Below are 19,126 nucleotides of genomic sequence, written 5' to 3'. Positions count from 1 at the left end.
TCCGGCCGAGGTCAACACCGTGCTGGCCGTCGATGAACCGATCGCCATCGTCGCGATGAGCTGCCGCTTCCCCGGCGGCGTCACGACTCCGGAAGAGCTGTGGGATCTGGTCGCCCGGGGCGTGGACGGCATGACGCCGTTCCCTGCCGACCGCGGCTGGGACGTCGAAGGGCTGTACCACCCGGACCCCGACCACGTCGGCACGAGCTACGCCCGCGAAGGCGGGTTCCTGCGTGACGCGGCGAACTTCGACCCCGAGTTCTTCGGCATCTCGCCGCGGGAAGCGATCACGATGGACCCGCAGCACCGGTTGCTGCTGGAGACGTCGTGGGAGGCCGTCGAACGCGCCGGCATCGCGCCGGAAGCGTTGCGCGGCAGCCGGACCGGCGTGTTCGCCGGGATCATGTACCACGACTACGCCAACCTCCTCGAGGCCGCGCCGGAGGACTACGTCGGCCACCTCGGTACCGGCAACGCGGGCAGCGTCGCCTCCGGCCGCGTGTCCTACACCTTCGGGCTCGAGGGCCCGGCGGTCACCATCGACACGGCGTGCTCGTCGTCGCTGGTCGCCCTGCACTGGGCGGTCCAGGCGCTGCGTCACGGCGAGTGCACGATGGCTCTGGCCGGTGGCGCCACGGTGATGGCGACGCCGGGCGCGTTCCTGGAGTTCTCGCGCCAGCGCGGGCTCTCGGCCGACGGCCGCTGCAAGGCGTTCTCCGCCGACGCGGACGGCACGGGCTGGTCCGAGGGTGCGGGCATGATCCTGCTGGAGCGCCTCTCCGACGCTCAGCGCAACGGTCACCCGGTGCTCGCAGTGGTCCGCGGCAGTGCGATCAACCAGGACGGCGCGTCCAACGGTCTGACCGCGCCGAACGGCCCGTCGCAGCAACGTGTTATCCGCCAGGCGCTTGCCGACGCCGGTCTGTCCACTTCGGACGTCGATGCGGTGGAAGCACACGGCACGGGGACGTCGCTGGGCGACCCGATCGAGGCGCAGGCCCTGCTGGCCACCTACGGCGCCGAGCGTGCGGGTGACCCGCTGTGGCTGGGCTCGCTGAAGTCGAACATCGGCCACAGCCAGGCGGCCGCGGGTGTCGGCGGCGTGATCAAGATGGTGCAGGCGCTGCGCAACGGCGTCCTGCCCAAGACGCTGCACGTCACCGAGCCGTCGCCGCACGTCGACTGGGCATCCGGCGCGGTCGAGCTGCTGACCGAGACGCGGGAGTGGCCGGACACCGGCCGGACCCGCCGGGCCGGCGTCTCGTCGTTCGGGTTCAGCGGCACCAACGCGCACGTGATCATCGAGCAGGCCCCGGCTTCGGAGGCGGTCGAGGTGCCGGCTCCGGTCGTCACGCCGCTGGTCTTCTCGGCGCGGACGCCGGAAGCCCTGCGGGAGCAGGCCGGACGGCTGCGCACCGCGCTGACCACAGTGGACGCCGTCGAGCTGGGTTCGGCGCTCGTCACCCGGCGCTCGCTGTTCGAGCACCGCGCGGTCGTCCTTGACCCGGCGGGTCTGGAAGGGCTCGCCGGTGCCGTCACCGGTGAAGTCACCGACGGCGGCACGGCGTTCCTCTTCACCGGCCAGGGCAGCCAGCGGGCCGGCATGGGCCGCGAGCTGTACGAGAAGTTCCCGGTGTTCGCGGCGGCGTTCGACGCGGTGCGCGCCGAGTTCGACTTCGACCTCGACGGCGGTGACGTCGACGAGACGCAGTACGCCCAGGCGAACCTGTTCGCGCTGGAAGTGGCGTTGTTCCGGCTCTTCGAGAGCTTCGGCGTCACACCGAGCCAGCTGGCCGGCCACTCGATCGGCGAGCTGGCCGCCGCCCACGTGGCCGGAGTGTTCTCGCTGGCCGACGCGGTGCGCCTGGTCTCTGCTCGCGGCCGTCTCATGCAGGCGCTCCCGGCGGGTGGCGTGATGGTCGCGATCCAGGCGACCGAAGCCGAGATCACGCCGTTGCTGACCGACCGTGTGAGCATCGCGGCCCTCAACGGCGACGAGTCCACTGTGGTCTCCGGAGACGAGGACGCGGTGCTGGCCATCGCGGCGCAGTTCAAGGACCGCAAGACCAAGCGGCTCACCGTGAGCCACGCGTTCCACTCGCCCCACATGGACGCGATGCTGGACGACTTCCGCGCCGTCGCCGAGACGGTGACCTACCACGAGCCGCGGATCCCGCTGGTCACCACGGGCGGGACGGCCGAACCGTCCACTCCGGACTACTGGGTCGGCCAGGTCCGCAACGCCGTCCGGTTCACCGACGCGATCCGGACCCTGGAAGCCGCCGGGGTCACGACGTTCGTCGAGCTGGGCCCGGACGGCGTGCTGTCCGCGCTCGGCCGCGAGCTCCTGCCGGACGCGACCTTCGCGCCCGCACTGCGCAAGGGCCGTCCGGAGCCGGACACGCTGGTCACGGCGCTGGCCGAGGCCCACGTCCACGGCACGGCCGTCGACTGGACGGCGCTCTACCCGGTGGCCGCGCAGGTGGACCTGCCGACCTATCCGTTCCAGCGGGTGCGGTACTGGCCGCGGCCGGGCACCACCACGGGCGACGCCACCGGTCTCGGCCTGGGTGCGGCGGAGCACCCGCTGCTGGGTGCGGCGGTCAGCCGCGCCGACGGTGACGGCTTCCTGCTCACCGGCCGCCTCTCCACGCAGACCCACCCGTGGCTGGCCGAGCACGCGGTGGGCGGCGCGATCCTCGTGCCGGGCACGGCGTTCGTCGAGCTGGCGGTGCGCGCGGCCGACCTCGCCGGCTGCCGCCAGGTCGAGGAGCTGACCATCGAGGCCCCGCTGGTGCTCCCCGAGCGCGGCGCGGTGCAGGTCCAGCTCTGGGTCGGCACGGCGGACGCGGCCGGGCGCCGCGAGCTGACGCTGTACTCGCGGGCCGAAGACGCGGCCGACCTGCCGTGGACCCGCAACGCCGACGGTCTGCTCGCTGTTGACCTTCCGGTCGTCCCGGAGACGCTCGCCGAGTGGCCGCCTGCCGCGCATCCGGTCGACGTCGGCACGCGGTACGACGACCTGGCCGCCGCCGGCTTCGGGTACGGCCCGGCGTTCCAGGGCCTGACCGCGGCTTGGCAGCGTGACGGCGAGGTGTTCGCCGAGGTCAGCCTGCCCGAGGACGTCGAGGTCACCGGCTTCGGCGTGCACCCGGCGCTGCTCGACGCGGCCCTGCACGCGGTCGGCCTGGGCGACCTGCTCGACGACGACCGGGCGCGCCTGCCGTTCTCGTGGGCGGGTGTCGGCCTGCACGCCGAAGGGGCCCGCACGCTGCGGGTCCGGCTGGCGAAGGCGGGTCCGGACGCGGTGTCGCTGACCGCCGCCGACGAGTCCGGCGCGGTCGTGGTGTCGGCCGAGACGCTGGTGCTGCGTCCGATGGCGGTGGAGGACCTCGCGAAGCGGCCCGAATCGCTGTTCCGGATCAACCAGGTGGAGGTCCCCAGTGGACAGTCCACAACGGACTGGGAGGTGTACGACCAGACCGGCACCGGTGACACGCCGGACGACGTCCGCGCGGCCACCCACCGCGTCCTGGCCGTCCTGCAGGACTGGCTGACCAAGCCGGAAGACGCGCGGCTCGCGGTCGTCACGCGGGGCGCCGGCCTCGCCGCGGCCGCCGTCCACGGCCTGGTTCGCTCGGCCCGTACCGAGCACCCGGACCGGTTTGCGCTGGTCAGCCTGGGCGATCTCGCTGGGCCTGAAGACCTGCGGGCCGCGCTGACTTCGGGTGAGCCCGAGGTGACGGTCCGCGACGGCAAGCTGTACGCGCCGCGGCTGGCCCGGGCGACGGTGTTGTCCGCACCGGCGTTCACCACCGACGGCACGGTCCTGCTCACCGGCGGCACCGGCGCGCTCGGCGCCGCCGTGGCGGAGTACCTGGTCACCGAGTGCGGCGTGCGGCGGCTGGTGCTGACCAGCCGCCGTGGCCCGGACGCCCCGGGTGCCGCGGAACTGCGGAACGCGCTGGTCACCGCCGGTGCCGAGGTCGACATCGTGGCTTGCGACGCGGCCGACCGCGACGCCCTGGCCGCGCTGCTGGCCGGGATCACCGACCTCAAGGCCGTGGTGCACGCGGCCGGTGTCCTCGACGACGGCGTGCTGTCGTCGCTGACGTCCGAGCGGCTCGACGCGGTGCTGCGGCCGAAGGTCGACGCCGCGTGGAACCTCCACGAGCTGACCTCGGACCTCGACGCGTTCGTGCTGTTCTCCTCCGCGGCCGGCGTGTTCGGCGGCGCGGGGCAGGGCAACTACGCCGCGGCCAACGCGTTCCTCGACGCTCTGGCCACCCAGCGCCGGGCGGCCGGGCTGCCCGCGACGTCGCTGGCCTGGGGCCTGTGGGCGACCGGCACGAGCATGGCCGGGCACCTCGGCGACACGGACCTGGACCGGCTCGCCGGTGCGGGTGTCGCCGCACTGTCCACCGAGGACGGTCTCGCACTGTTCGGCGCCGGACTGTCCACGGAGGACGCCGTACTGGTGCCGATCCGGCTGGACCTCGCCGCCGTGCGGGCGTCCGGCCAGGTGCCGCCGCTGTTGCGCGGCCTGGTGACCGCCCCGCTGCGGCGGACCGCGGTCGCCGTGACCGGTTCGCGGCTGAGCCAGGACGGGGTCCTCGACCTGGTCCGCGACGAGGTCGCCGCGGTGCTCGGGTTCGCCTCGGCCGCCGCCGTCGGCGCGACCCGGGCGTTCACCGAGCTGGGCTTCGACTCGCTGACCGCGATCGAGCTGCGCAACCGGCTCAACGCGGCCACCGGGCTGCGGCTGCCCGCGACGCTGATCTTCGACCACCCGACGCCGTCGGCGCTGGCCGAGGAGATCGTCGGACGCCTGTTCGGCACCGAAGAGCAGGCCGTCGTGGCGGTGTCCACAAGGGACGACGAGCCGATCGCCATCGTGGCGATGAGCTGCCGCTTCCCGGGCGGCATCACCAGTCCCGAGCAGCTGTGGGCGCTGGTCGAGTCCGAACAGGACGCGATCGGCCCGATGCCCGCGGACCGCGGCTGGGACCTCGATGCGCTGTACGACCCCGACTCCACGCGGCCGGGCACGAGCTACACCCGCCACGGCGGATTCCTGCGCGACGTCACCGAGTTCGACCCCGAGTTCTTCGGGATCAGCCCGCGTGAGGCCCTCGCGATGGACCCGCAGCAGCGGATGCTGCTGGAGACGTCCTGGGAGGTCTTCGAACGGGCCGGAATCGACCCGGACGCCGTGCGCGGCAGTCGGACCGGCGTGTTCGCCGGCCTGATGTACCACGACTACGTCAGCCTTCTCGAGCGGTCGAAGGACGACGTGGCCGGGCACCTCGGCACCGGTAACTCGGGCAGCGTCGTCACCGGCCGCCTGTCCTACCACTTCGGACTCGAGGGCCCGGCGGTCACGGTGGACACCGCGTGCTCGTCTTCGCTGGTCGCGCTGCACCTCGCGGCGCAGGCCCTGCGCAACGGCGAGTGCACGATGGCCCTGGCCGGCGGCGTCACGGTGATGTCGACGCCCGCCGCGTTCATCGAGTTCAGCAAGCAGCGCGGGCTTTCGCCGGACGGCCGCTGCAAGGCGTTCTCCGCGGACGCCGACGGCACTGGCTGGGCCGAAGGCGCCGGCATGATCCTGCTGGAGCGCCTCTCGGACGCCCAGCGCAACGGGCATCCCGTGCTCGCCGTCGTGCGCGGTACCGCGATCAACCAGGACGGCGCGTCCAACGGCTTGACCGCCCCTAACGGTCCGTCGCAGCAACGCGTGATCCGCCAGGCCCTCGCCGACGCCGGTCTGTCCACTTCGGACGTCGACGCGGTCGAGGCGCACGGCACCGGGACGTCACTCGGCGACCCGATCGAGGCGCAGGCCCTGCTGGCCACCTACGGTGCCGAGCGTGTCGGCGACCCGCTGTGGCTCGGCTCGCTGAAGTCGAACCTCGGCCACAGCCAGGCCGCGGCCGGCGTCGGCGGCATCATCAAGATGGTCATGGCGATGCGGCACGGCACCCTGCCGAAGACGCTGCACGTCTCCGAGCCGTCGGGGCACATCGACTGGACCGCGGGCGCCGTGGAACTGCTCACCGAGGCCCGGGCCTGGCCGGAGACAGGCCGCCCGCGCCGGGCGGCGGTGTCGTCGTTCGGGTTCAGCGGCACCAACGCGCACACGATCATCGAGCAGGCACCTCCGTCGGTCGTGGAGGTCTCGGCGGAGGAAGACGTCCTGGCTCCCCTGGTGCTTTCGGCGAAGACGGCCGACGGCGTCCGCGCCCAGGCCGGTCGTCTGCTGGACCTGTTCGAGGTGGATGCTCCGCTTTTGGTGGATGTCGCACGCTCGCTGATCGAGAGCCGCCACCGGATGGAGCACCGGAGCGTCCTGGTCGCGCGGGACGCCGACGAGGCCCGCACGGGTCTCGCCGCGCTGGCCGCGGGGGAGCCGGCCAACGCCGTGCACGGCCTGGCGGGCACCGGGAAGGTCGCGTTCGTCTTCCCGGGCCAGGGTTCGCAGTGGCCGCGGATGGCCGTCGAGCTGCTGGAGACCTCGCCGGTCTTCGCTGCGCGGATGGCCGAATGCGCCGAGGCGCTGGCGCCGTTCGTCGACTGGTCCCTGCTGGACGTCCTGCGTGCGGCCGAACCGCTGGAACGCGTGGACGTCGTGCAGCCCGCGCTGTGGGCGATGATGGTCTCGCTGGCCGCGGTCTGGCGCCACCACGGCGTCGAGCCGGCCGCGGTGGTCGGCCACTCGCAGGGTGAGATCGCCGCGGCGGTGGTCGCGGGTGCACTGTCCCTTGAGGACGGTGCGCTGGTGGTCGCGTTGCGCAGCAAGGCGATCCTCGCGCTGGCCGGACGCGGCGGCATGGTCTCCGTGCCGCTCCCGCCGGAGGAGGTCACCGCCGCCATCGAGCCGTGGGACGACCGGATCTCGATCGCCGTCGTCAACGGGCCGCGGGCGACCGTGGTCTCGGGCGACGCGGATGCCCTGGACGAGTTCCTCGCCCGCTGCGAGGAGCAGGAAATCCGGGCGAAGCGGATCCCGGTGGACTACGCGTCCCACTCGGCGCACGTCGCGTCCCTGGAGACGGAACTGCTGAACGTGCTCGCCCCGGTGCGCCCGCGCCCGTCGGAGATCCCGTTCTACTCGACGGTGACCGGCTCACTGATGGATTCCGGCCTCGACGCCGGGTACTGGTACCGGAACCTGCGCCAGACGGTGCGCTTCACCGACGCGATCGAGGCGCTGGCCGGCCACGGCCACGACGTGTTCGTCGAGGTCAGCCCGCACCCGGTGGTCGCCGCCGGCCTGCAGGACATCCTCGAGGAAGCGGGTGTCCCGGCGACGGTCACCGGCACCCTGCGCCGGGATCAGGGCGGCTTCGCCCGGGTGCTCACCTCGCTCGCCCAGGCCCACACCGGTGGTGCCACGGTGGCCTGGGACACGGTGTTCGCGGGTGGCCGTCGGATCGATCTGCCGACGTATGCGTTCCAGCGCAGCCGCTTCTGGCCGGAACTCGCCGACACGGTCACCACGGGTGACGGATTCGCCGACAGCTCCTTCTGGGACGCCGTCGACAGCGACGACCCTGCCGCCGTCGCGGCCGCGTTGGAGATCGACGGTACCGACGAGGAGACGCTGCGAGCGGCATTGCCGGTGCTGTCGACTTGGCGCCGCAACCGCCGCGACAAGTCCACGGTGGACAAGTGGCGGTACCGGATCGCGTGGACTTCGCTGGACATCTCAGCGGCTGGGTTGGAAGGCGACTGGCTGGTGCCGGTCCCGGCAGGTGCACACGCCGAGATCGAGGCGGTCACCACGCTGCTGACCGCCCATGGAGCCCGGCCGCACGTGGTCCCGGTCGAACCGGGCACGTCGGCTGAGGAACTGGCGGCGCTGTTGGCCGCCCACGGTGCAGGCCCGCTCGCGGTCAGTGCTGCCGACGCGCCCGGTTCGCTTCCGGTGGGCTCGACTAACGCATCCGGCGCTAACCCGCTCCCGGCGGGACCGGGTACGGCGCCCGACGTCGGTTCGCTCCTCTCGGCGGCCAGTGCTGCGGCTGATGCATCCGGCGCTCGGCCGATCGCGGTGGAGTCGGGCAGCGTGGCTGCATCCGACTCGCTCCCGGCGGCTTCCGGCGCGGTGGCTGATGGCCGTTCGCTCGCGGTGGAGTCGGGCGGATTGGCCGACGCCAGCTCGCTCCTCTCGGCGGCCGATGCATCCGGCTCGCTTCCGGCGGAGTCGGGCGTGCCGCTGCAGTTCCGTGGTGTTCTCTCCCTCCTGGCGCTCGACGAGCGGCCCGATCCCGAGCACCCGGTCGTCCCGGCTGGGCTTGCTCTGACCGCCGCGCTCATCCGCGCCCTCGACGGCGTTGCGGCTCCGCTGTGGCTCGCCACTCGTGGTGCTGTCTCCGCGGGCCGGTCCGATCGGCTGACCTCGGCCGTCCAGGCGCAGGTCTGGGGTCTTGGCCGGGTCGCCGGGCTGGAGCACCCCGAACGCTGGGGTGGCCTGCTCGACCTGCCGGAAGACCTCGACTCGCGGGCCTCGGCCCGAGTTGTCGCGGTGCTGGCCAACCACGACGAAGATCAGGTGGCGGTGCGCCCGTCCGGGGTCTTCGCCCGCCGGCTGGTGCGGGCTCCGCTCGCCGAGCGGCCCGTGGTCACCGGTTGGACTCCGCGGGGCACGGTGCTCGTCACCGGGGGCACCGGGGCGGTCGGTGCGCAGATCGCGCGTTGGCTGGCCCGCAACGGCGCGGAGCACCTGGTGCTCACCAGCCGTCGCGGTCTTGGCTCGCCTGGTGCACAAGAGCTGGTCGAGGAGCTGACCAACCTTGGCGCCCGGGTCACCGTCGACCCGTGTGACGTCGCCGACTTCGAGGCGGTGCGACGCCTCACCGCCGAGCACCGGTTCACCGCGGTGCTGCACGCCGCCGGGGTCGGGGTCTCGCCGCCGCTGGCCGAGACCGGCGCCGGAGACCTCGCGGTCAACGCGGCCGCGAAGGTCGCGGGTGCGGTCAACCTGGACCGGGCGCTCGCGGACACCGAGCTGGACGCGTTCGTGCTCTTCTCCTCCAACGCCGGGGTCTGGGGCGGCGGTGGCCAGGGCGCGTACGCCGCGGCCAACGCCTTCCTCGACGCCTTCGCCGAACAGCGCCGCGCCCGCGGTGCCAAGGCCACTTCGGTGGCGTGGGGCGCGTGGGCCGAGGGCGGTATGGCCGAAGGCGAGGCCGGCGAGCAGATGCGCCGGCGCGGGCTGCGGCCGATGGCGCCGGAGCTGGCGATCTCGGTACTGCAGCAGGCCCTCGACGCGGACGAGACGTTCCTCGCGGTCGCCGACGTGGACTGGGCGAAGTTCGCGCCCGCGTTCACGGCGCTGCGAGCGCGTCCGCTGATCGCCGACCTGCCCGAAGTGTCCGCTTTGGACGTCCAAGAGACAGCAGTAGTCCACAGTGGACTGGCCGGACGCCTCGCCGAACTCCCCGCGGCCGAACGCAAGCGCGTCCTGCTCGACCTGGTACGCGCAGAGGCGGCCGCGGTGCTGGGCCACACCGGCACCGACGCCGTCCCGCCCGCCCGGGCGTTCCGCGAGCTGGGCTTCGACTCGGTGACCGCGGTCGAGGTGCGCACCCGGCTGGTCACGGCCACCGGGCTCAAGCTGCCCGCGACCCTGGTGTTCGACTACCCGACCCCCCTGGACCTGACCACGTTCCTGCTGGGCGAGCTGCTCGGCGCCGAGCCGGAAACGACCACCACCGCGGTCGTCACCACCGGGTCCGACGAGCCGATCGCGATCGTCGCGATGGGCTGCCGGTTCCCCGGCGGCGTCCGCTCGCCCGAGGACCTCTGGCGGCTGGTCGCGGCCGGTGACGACGCGATCGGGCCGTTCCCGGCCGACCGCGGCTGGGACCTCGACTCGCTGTACCACCCGGACCCGGAGCACGCGGGCACGACCTACACCAAGGAAGGCGGTTTCGTCCACGACGCCGGCGAGTTCGACCCGGGCCTGTTCGGCATCAGTCCGCGCGAAGCCCTGGCGATGGACCCCCAGCAGCGCCTGCTGCTGGAGACGTCGTGGGAGGTCTTCGAGCGCGCCGGCATCGACGTGGCGACCCTGCGCGGCACCCGCACCGGGGTCTTCCTCGGCGCGGCGGCCTCCGGGTACGGCGCGGGCGCCGGTGAGCTGCCCGACGGCGTCGAGGGCCACATGCTGACCGGCAACGTCGGCAGTGTCCTTTCCGGACGGCTGGCCTACTCCTACGGGCTCGAGGGCTCGGCGGTCACACTCGACACCGCGTGCTCGTCGTCCCTGGTCGCGCTCCACTGGGCGGCGCAGGCCCTGCGGTCCGGCGAGTGCTCGATGGCGCTCACCGGTGGTGTGGCCGTGATGGCCGACCCGGGCGGGTTCGTCGAGTTCGCCCGGCAGCGCGGCCTGGCCGCGGACGGCCGGTGCAAGCCCTTCGCCGAGGCGGCGGACGGCACCGGCTGGTCGGAGGGGGTCGGCCTGCTCCTGCTGGAGCGGCTGTCCGACGCTCAGCGCAACGGTCACCAGGTCCTCGCGATCGTGCGGGGCTCCGCGGTGAACTCCGACGGCGCGTCCAACGGCCTCAGCGCCCCCAACGGTCCCGCGCAGCAGAAGGTGATCCGCCAGGCGCTGGCCAACGCCGGTCTGTCCACATCGGACGTCGACGTGGTCGAGGCGCACGGCACGGGCACCCGGCTCGGCGACCCGATCGAGGCGCAGGCGCTGCTGGCGACCTACGGTCGTGACCGGTCCGAGCCGTTGTGGCTCGGTTCGCTGAAGTCGAACATCGGGCACACGCAGTCCGCGGCCGGTGTCGCGGGCGTGATCAAGATGGTCCAGGCCATGCGGCACGGGGTGCTGCCGGCCAGCCTGCACGTCGACGAGCCGTCGACGCAGGTCGACTGGACGGCCGGCGCGGTCGAGCTGCTCACCGCGGCCCGCCCGTGGCCCGAGACCGGTGCGCCGCGCCGGGCCGGTGTGTCCGCGTTCGGGGTCTCCGGCACCAACGCGCACGCGATCATCGAGGCCGTCCCCGCCGAGGAACCGGCCGACGTGGTCGAGTCGCCGCTGCCGGTGCCGATCGTCCTTTCCGGACGGACGGCCGCCGCGCTGCGGGCCCAGGCGGCTTCGCTGGCCGCCTCGGACGCACCGGACCTGGACGCCTTCGGGTACGCCCTGGCCACGACCCGGTCCGCGCTCGACCACCGCGCGGCCCTGCTGGCCACCGATCCTGACGGCCTGCGGACGGCGCTGACCGCGCTGGCCGAGGACGGCACGGCACCCGGCGTACTGAGCGGGGTCGCCCGTGACCGCGGGCAGCTGGCCTTCCTCTTCACCGGCCAGGGCAGCCAGCGGACCGGCATGGGCCGTGAGCTGTACGACGCCTTCCCGGTCTTCGCCGACGCGCTGGACGCGGTCTGCGCCGAGTTCGACGCGCACCTCGACCGTCCCTTGCGGACGGTGCTGTTCGAGGACGGCGAGCCGCTGGACCGCACCGCCTACACCCAGGCGGCCCTGTTCGCCTTGGAAGTGGCGCTGTTCCGGCTCTTCGAGCACTTCGGTTTCCAGCCGGACTTCCTGGCCGGGCACTCGATCGGCGAGCTGGCCGCGGCGCACGTCGCCGAGGTGCTTTCCCTGGCCGACGCGGTGACGCTGGTCGCCGCGCGGGGCCGGTTGATGCAGGCGCTGCCCGAGGGTGGCGCGATGGTGGCCATCCAGGCCACCGAGGACGAAATCACGCCCCACCTGTCGGCCGCGGTGAGCATCGCCGCGCTGAACAGCCCGGACTCGACGGTCATCTCCGGTGACGAGGACGCCGTCCTCGCGGTCGCCGAGCAGTTCAAGGACCGCAAGACCAAGCGGCTCACGGTGAGCCACGCGTTCCACTCGCCGCTGATGGACCCGATGCTGGCCGAGTTCCGGGCGGTGGCGGAGACGCTGTCCTATGCGGCGCCGACGGTCCCGATCGTCTCGAACGTCACCGGCGAGCCGGTGACGCGGTTCACCGCGGACTACTGGGTGCGGCACGTACGTGAGGCGGTGCGGTTCGCCGACGGCGTCCGGACGCTCGCCGCGAGCGGCGTCTCGGTCTTCGTGGAGCTGGGCCCGGACGGCGTGCTGTCGGCGCTGGCCCAGGCGAGCGCCGACGGCGAGTTCGTCCCGGCGCTGCGGGCCGGCCGCGCCGAGCCCGAGGCGCTGCTGACCGCGGTGCTCGGCGCGCACGTCCACGGCGTCGAACCGGACTGGGCCGCGGTGTTCGGCACCGCCGCCCGGCGCCGGGTCGACCTGCCGACCTACCCGTTCCAGCGTCAGCGCTTCTGGCTGCAGACGGGCACGGGCGGCGATGTCACGGCGGCCGGCCTCGGCGCCACCCGGCACCCGCTGCTGCGGGCGGCGGTGGCCCGGGCCGACGGTGACGGGTTCCTGCTCACCGGGCGCCTGTCCGCGCAGCTCCTGGGCGGCGCGGCGCCGGGCTCGGTCTTCGCCGAGCTGGTCTCACGGGCCGCGGACGAGGCGGGCTGCGGGCTGGTCGAACGACTGTCCGTCGACGCGCCGCTCGTGCTCCCCGAGCGCGGGGCGCTCCAGCTGCAGGTGTGGGTCGGCGAGCCGGACGGCTCCGGCCGCCGGGACGTGACCGTCCACTCGCGACCGGAAGACGGTGGCCCGTGGGTCCGGCACGCCGAGGGTGTGCTCGCGGTCGTGCCGCCGAAGGTTCCCGAGTGGACGGACGAGGACGTCGTCGAGGTGTCGTTGCCGGAAGGTGTCGAGCCCGGACGGTTCGGCCTGCACCCGGCGCTGCTCGACGCGGCTTTCGGCGGGCTCTCGCCGGTCGCGCTGTCCGGGTTCGCGCTGCACGCCTCGGGTGCCCGTGACCTGCGGGTTCGCCTGACGGACCTGGGTGACGACACCGTCGCGCTGCACGCGGTCGACGCCGACGGCGTGGCCGTGGTAACTGCCGACGCGGTGACGCTGCGGCCGGCGGAGTCCGTCAAGACCGTCGACTCGCTGTTCCGGATCGACTGGGTGCCCGTCCAAGCGGGCCCGATCGGTGAGGCCAAGGAGGTCTACCGGGTGCCCGCCGGGGAGTCCCCGGAGGACGTCCACCGGATCGTCGCCGACGTGCTCGCGAAGCTGCAGACCGGCGAAAAGCTGGTCGTAGTGACGCAGGGTGCGGCGGGACCGGACGCCGGGGAAGACCTGGCGGGTGCCGCGGTCTGGGGCCTGGTGCGTTCGGCGCAGTCCGAGCAGCCCGGCCGGTTCGTCCTGGTCGACACCGACGACACCGACGCGGTGGCCGCGGCCGTCGCCACCGGGGAACCGCAGGTCGTCGCCCGCGACGGGAAGCTGTTCGCGCCGCGGCTGGTGCGGGCGGCCGTCCCCGCCGAAGCGAAGAAGATCGGCGAGGGCACGGTCCTGGTCACCGGCGGCACCGGCGCGCTGGGCGCCGAGCTGGCGAAACACCTGGTCACGACCCAGGGCGTGCGCAAGCTGGTGCTGACCAGCCGCCGCGGGCCCGACGCGCCGGGTGCGGCCGAGCTGGCCGAAGAGCTGGTCGCCGCGGGTGCCGAGGTGGACGTCGTGGCCTGCGACGTCGCCGACCGCGAAGCCGCGGCGGCCCTGCTCGACGGGATCGCCGACCTCACCGCCGTGGTGCACACCGCGGGCGTGCTCGACGACGGAATGCTGGCGTCACTGACGCCGGAGCGGGTCGCCACCGTGCTGCGGCCCAAGGTCGACGCGGCTTGGCACCTGCACGAGCTGACCGCCGACCGGGAGCTGACGGCGTTCGTCGTCTTCTCCTCGGCTGCCGGGGTGCTCGGCGGGGCCGGGCAGGCGAGTTACGCGGCGGCGAACGTGTTCCTCGACGCGCTGATGCAGCGCCGCCGGAGCGCGGGGCTGCCGGGGACCTCGCTGGCGTGGGGCATGTGGTCCGGCGCCGGCAGCATGGCGGCCCGGCTCACCGCCGCGGACCTGCGGCGGATGACCGAAGCCGGGATCGGGGCCCTGTCCGTCGCGGACGGCATGGCGCTGTTCGACACGGCAGTGTCCACAAGGGATGCCGTGCTCGTGCCGATCAAGCTGGATCTGCCTGCCCTGCGGGCAAGTCTGACCGGTGAAGTGCCGCCGATGCTGCGCGGTCTGGTCACCGTCCCGCGCCGCCGGGCCGAAGTGTCCACAATAGACAAGAAGAAGCGGCGCGACACCCGGGCCCTGCTCGACCTCGTGCGCGCCGAAGTGGCGGCCGTGCTCGGCTACCGTTCGGCCGCCGAGGTCGAACCGGACCTGCCGTTCCGCGAGCTGGGCTTCGACTCGCTGACCGCGGTCGAGCTGGCCAAGCGGGTCAGCGCGGCGACCGGGCAGAACTTGCCCTCGACGCTGGTGTTCGACTACCCGACCCCGGCCGTGCTCGCCGCGCACCTGCGCGGCGACGAAGCGGACGACGTCATCGCACCGACCGCGATCGACGACGACCCGATCGCCATCGTGGCGATGAGCTGCCGCTTCCCGGGTGGCGTCACGACGCCGGAAGACCTGTGGCGGCTGGTGTCGGAGGGCACGGACGCGATCACGCCGTTCCCGGCGGACCGCGGCTGGGACCTGGACGCGCTCTACAACCCGGACCCCGACCACAGCGGCACGTGTTACATCCGCGAAGGCGGTTTCCTGGCCGGTGCGGGCGAGTTCGACCCGGCGTTCTTCGGGATCAGCCCGCGGGAAGCACTGGCCATGGACCCGCAGCAGCGCCTGCTCCTCGAGATCACCTGGGAGGCGTTCGAGCGGGCCGGGATCGACCCGCAGTCGGTGCGCGGCAGCCGGACCGGCGTGTTCGCCGGCACCAGCGGCCAGGACTACGGCACGCTGCTCGCCGGCACCGAGGAGGCCGAGGGCTACCTGGCCACCGGCACCGCGGCGAGCGTCGTCTCCGGCCGGCTGTCCTACACCTTCGGGCTCGAAGGCCCGGCCGTCACGGTCGACACGGCGTGCTCGTCTTCGCTGGTGGCCCTGCACCTCGCGGCGCAGGCGCTGCGGGCCGGTGAGTGTTCGCTGGCACTTGCGGGCGGCGTGATCGTCACGTCGACGCCGGGGGTGTTCGTCGAGTTCTCGCGCCAGCGCGGGCTCGCGATGAACGGCCGCTGCAAGTCCTTCGCCGAGGCCGCCGACGGCACCGGCTGGGGTGAAGGCGCCGGAATGCTCCTGCTGGAACGGCTTTCCGACGCCCGCAGCAACGGCCACCCGGTGCTCGCGGTGGTCCGCGGCAGCGCGGTCAACCAGGACGGCGCGTCCAACGGACTGACCGCGCCGAACGGTCCCTCGCAGCAGCGGGTGATCCGCCAGGCCCTGTCCGCCGCCGGTCTGTCCACTTCGGACGTCGACGCGGTCGAGGCGCACGGCACCGGCACGAAGCTCGGCGACCCGATCGAGGCGCAGGCGCTGCTGGCGACCTACGGCCAGGACCGGGAGACGCCGTTGCTGCTGGGCTCGCTGAAGTCCAACATCGGGCACACGCAGGCCGCGGCCGGCGTGGCGGGCGTGATGAAGATGGTGCTGGCCATGCAGCACGGGCAGCTCCCGAAGACGCTGCACGTCGACGCGCCATCGTCCCAGGTGGACTGGACGGCGGGGGCGATCGAGCTGCTGACCGAGCCGCGCGCGTGGCCGGAGACCGGCCGTGCGCGCCGGGCCGGCGTCTCCTCGTTCGGCGTCAGCGGCACCAACGCGCACGTCGTCATCGAGCAGGCTCCGGAATCCGTTGCCCTGCCTGAGGTGCAGGGTCCGGCCGTGGTGCCGGTCGTGCTCTCCGGCCACGACGCCGCCGCGCTCGCCGCGCAGGCGTCCCGGCTGCGGGACCACGACGGCGAACCGGCGGAGCTGGCCTACGCGCTGGCCACCACCCGGTCCGTCTTCGAGCACCGCGCCGTGGTGCTCGCGAGCGATCGCGACGAGCTGCTCGCCGGGCTGGACGCGGTCGCGTCCGGTGCTCCGGCGGCGGGCGTCACGAGCGGGACGGCCCGGGCCGGTGGCCTGGCGTTCGCTTTCTCCGGACAGGGCAGCCAGCGGGCCGGCATGGGCCGCGAGCTGTACGAGACCCATCCGGTGTTCGCGGCGGCGCTCGACGAGATCTGCGCCGCGTTCGACTCCCGGTTGGACACTCCACTGCGGACGGTCATGTTCACCGAGAACGACCTGCTCGACCGCACGGTGTACACCCAGCCCGCGCTGTTCGCCCTGGAGGTGGCGCTCTTCCGGCTGCTGGAAAGCTGGGACGTCCGGCCGGACGTCCTGGTCGGCCACTCGATCGGCGAGCTGGCCGCGGCGCACGTCGCCGGGGTGCTCACCCTGGCCGACGCCGTCGAGCTGGTCGCCGCGCGCGGCCGGCTGATGCAGGAGCTGCCCTCGGGCGGTGCGATGGTCGCGGTCCAGGCGTCCGAGGAAGAGGTCCTGCCGCTGCTGGCGGGCTTCGAGGACGTCGTCGGGATCGCGGCGGTCAACGGCCCGGCCGCGGTGGTCATCGCCGGCGACGAGGAACCGGTGGCCGAGGTCGCGGCGCGGCTCGCCGCGCTGGGGCGCAAGACGAAGCGGCTGACCGTCAGCCACGCGTTCCACTCGCCGCGGATGGAGCCGATGCTGGCCGAGTTCGCCGCGATCGCGCAGCGGCTGGACTACCACGAGCCGACGGTTCCGCTGGTGTCCACTTTGACCGGTGCGCCGGTCACGGCGGACGAGTTCCGCACGGCGGACTACTGGGTGCGCCACGTCCGCGCGGCGGTCCGGTTCGCCGACGGCATCCGCGCGGTGTTCGCCGCCGGGGTGTCCACTGTGGTCGAACTCGGCCCGGACGGCGTGCTGACGGCGATGGCGCAGGACTGCGCCGCGGTCGACGGCGGCACACCCGTGGTGGTGCCGGCCCTGCGGCGCGGGCGTCCCGAGCCGGAGGCCCTGCTCACCGCGGTGGCCGCGGCCCACGTGCACGGGGTCGCCGTGGACTGGGCGGCGCTGTTCACGCCGGGCCGGGTGGTCGCGCTGCCGACGTACCCGTTCCAGCGCGAGCGCTACTGGCCGGAGCCGGTGGCCGCCCCCGCGCCGCGGGACGCCGCCGAGGACCGGTTCTGGGCGGCCGTCGAGCGCGAGGACGTCGACGAGCTGGCCGGGACGCTCCCGGCGGGCGTCGACCGTGAGTCGCTCGGCACGCTCCTGCCGGTGCTGTCCGGCTGGCGGCGGCAACGTCGTGAGCTGTCCACACTGGACGACTGGCGGTACCGGGTGTCCTGGACCGCGGTGGCCGAGCCGGAGACGCCGTTGTTCACCGGCGGCTGGCTGGTCGTGCTGCCGGAGACGGAGGCCGCGTGGTGCGGCCAGGTCGTCGACGCGCTGCGGGCCCACGGCGCCGAGGTGCGCACGGTCCGCGGCACCGCGAACCTCACCGAGGACGGCCTCCCGCTGGCCGGGGTGCTCTCGCTGCTGGCCGTGGACACGCGGCCGCACGCGGAGCACGGCATGGTCGCCACCGGCGTCGCGGGCACCCTGGAGCTGATCCAGGCGCTCGGCGCGGCGGGGATCAACGCTCCCTTGTGGACGGTCACCCGGGACGCCGTGTACGGCGACGGCGTCGACATCGCCGGTGCCGAGGTCTGGGGCCTGGGCCGGGTCGCGGCCCTGGAGCACCCGGACCGCTGGGGTGGCCTGATCGACCTGCCCGCGGTGCTGGACGACCGCGTCGCCGAACTGCTGGCGGGCGTGCTCGCCGGGGACGGCGCGGAGGACCAGCTCGCGGTGCGGGCCGAGGGGGTCTTCGCCCGGCGGCTGGCGCGGGCACCGTTGCCCACGACGGCGTCCGAGCCGTGGCAGCCACGCGGCACGGTGCTGGTCACCGGCGGTACCGGCGGTCTCGGCGCCCGGATGGCGCGGTGGCTGGCCGAGCACGGCGCCGAGCACCTGGTGCTGGTCAGCCGGCGCGGCCCGGCCGCGCCGGGAGCCGAGGAGCTGCGGGCCGAGCTGGTCGCGACCGGCGTCGAGGTCACCGTCGCCGCGTGCGACGTCGGGGACCGGGACGCGCTGGCCGCGCTGGTCAGCGGGCTGGACGAGCCGGTGCGCGCGGTCGTGCACGCCGCGGGCGTCAGCCAGGGCACGCCGATCGCGGCGAGCAGCGTCGCGGAGTTCGCCTCCGTGGTGGACGCGAAGGTGACCGGCGCGCTCGCGCTGGACGAGTTGTTCGGCGAGCTGGACGCGTTCGTGCTGTTCTCGTCGGTCGCGGCGACCTGGGGTGGCAGCGGCCAGTCCGGGTACGCGGCGGCGAACGCGGCCCTCGACGCCCTGGCCCAGCGGCGGCGGGCGGGCGGCCTGGCCGCGACGTCGATCGCGTGGGGCCCGTGGGGTGGCGGCGGCATGGCGGCCGAGGGGGAGCACGAGGAGCAGCTGCGTCGCCGCGGCCTCCCCGCGCTCGACCCGAACCTGGCCGTCGCGGCGCTGACCCAGGCGATCGACCACGGCGAGGCGGCGGTCACGGTGGCCGACGTCGACTGGGCGAAGTTCGCGCCCGGCTTCACCGCGCTGCGGCCGAACAGTTTCATCGCGGACCTGCCGGAGGTGCGGGCGGTCCTCGAGGCGGAGGTCGCCGAAGAGGCCGACACGGGCGCCGAGCTGCGCGGCAAGCTCGCGGAGCTGGACGAGGCCGGACGGCGGCGGACGCTGCTGGAGCTGGTCCGCACCGACGTCGCGCTGGTGCTCGGGCACCGCGGCACGGCCGCGGTGGGGCCGGACAAGGCGTTCACCGAGCTGGGCTTCGACTCGCTGACCGCGGTCGAGCTCCGCAACCGGCTGACCGCCGGGACCGGGCTGAAGCTGGCCGCGTCGCTGGTGTTCGACTACCCGACCCCGCAGGACCTGGCCGCGCACCTGGGCCGGGAGCTGGGCGGCGAGGACGGCGTCGCGTCGGTGTTCGGCGAGCTGGACCGGCTGGAGGCCGTGCTGTCGGCGGCCGCCACGGACGAGCTGACCCGCGCCAAGGTCAAGGTCCGCGTCCAGGCCCTGCTGGCCAAGTGGGAGAACGAGGAGGCGGTGGACAGCCCGGCGAGCGTCTTCGACGGCGCGTCCGACGAGGAACTGTTCGAGTTCATCAACAAGGACCTGGGCCGCTCCTGA

Annotated in this window: 1 protein-coding gene (only partly in view); it reads left to right on the top strand. The window is 73.8% G+C overall.

Annotated elements, in window-relative coordinates; all coding sequences use genetic code 11:
* Window positions 1-19,126: the 3' portion of a type I polyketide synthase gene (locus VA596_RS31695; RefSeq protein WP_323331875.1), read on the top strand. The gene continues 28,328 nt to the left of window position 1, outside the view; 19,126 of the gene's 47,454 nt are visible here — the last part of the coding sequence; the start codon falls outside the window, past its left edge; its stop codon occupies window positions 19,124-19,126.

It is taken from the genome of Amycolatopsis heterodermiae (assembly GCF_034929455.1).
GTDB classification, from domain to species: Bacteria; Actinomycetota; Actinomycetes; order Mycobacteriales; family Pseudonocardiaceae; genus Amycolatopsis; species Amycolatopsis heterodermiae.
This window is presented reverse-complemented; position numbering and strand designations above follow the sequence as displayed.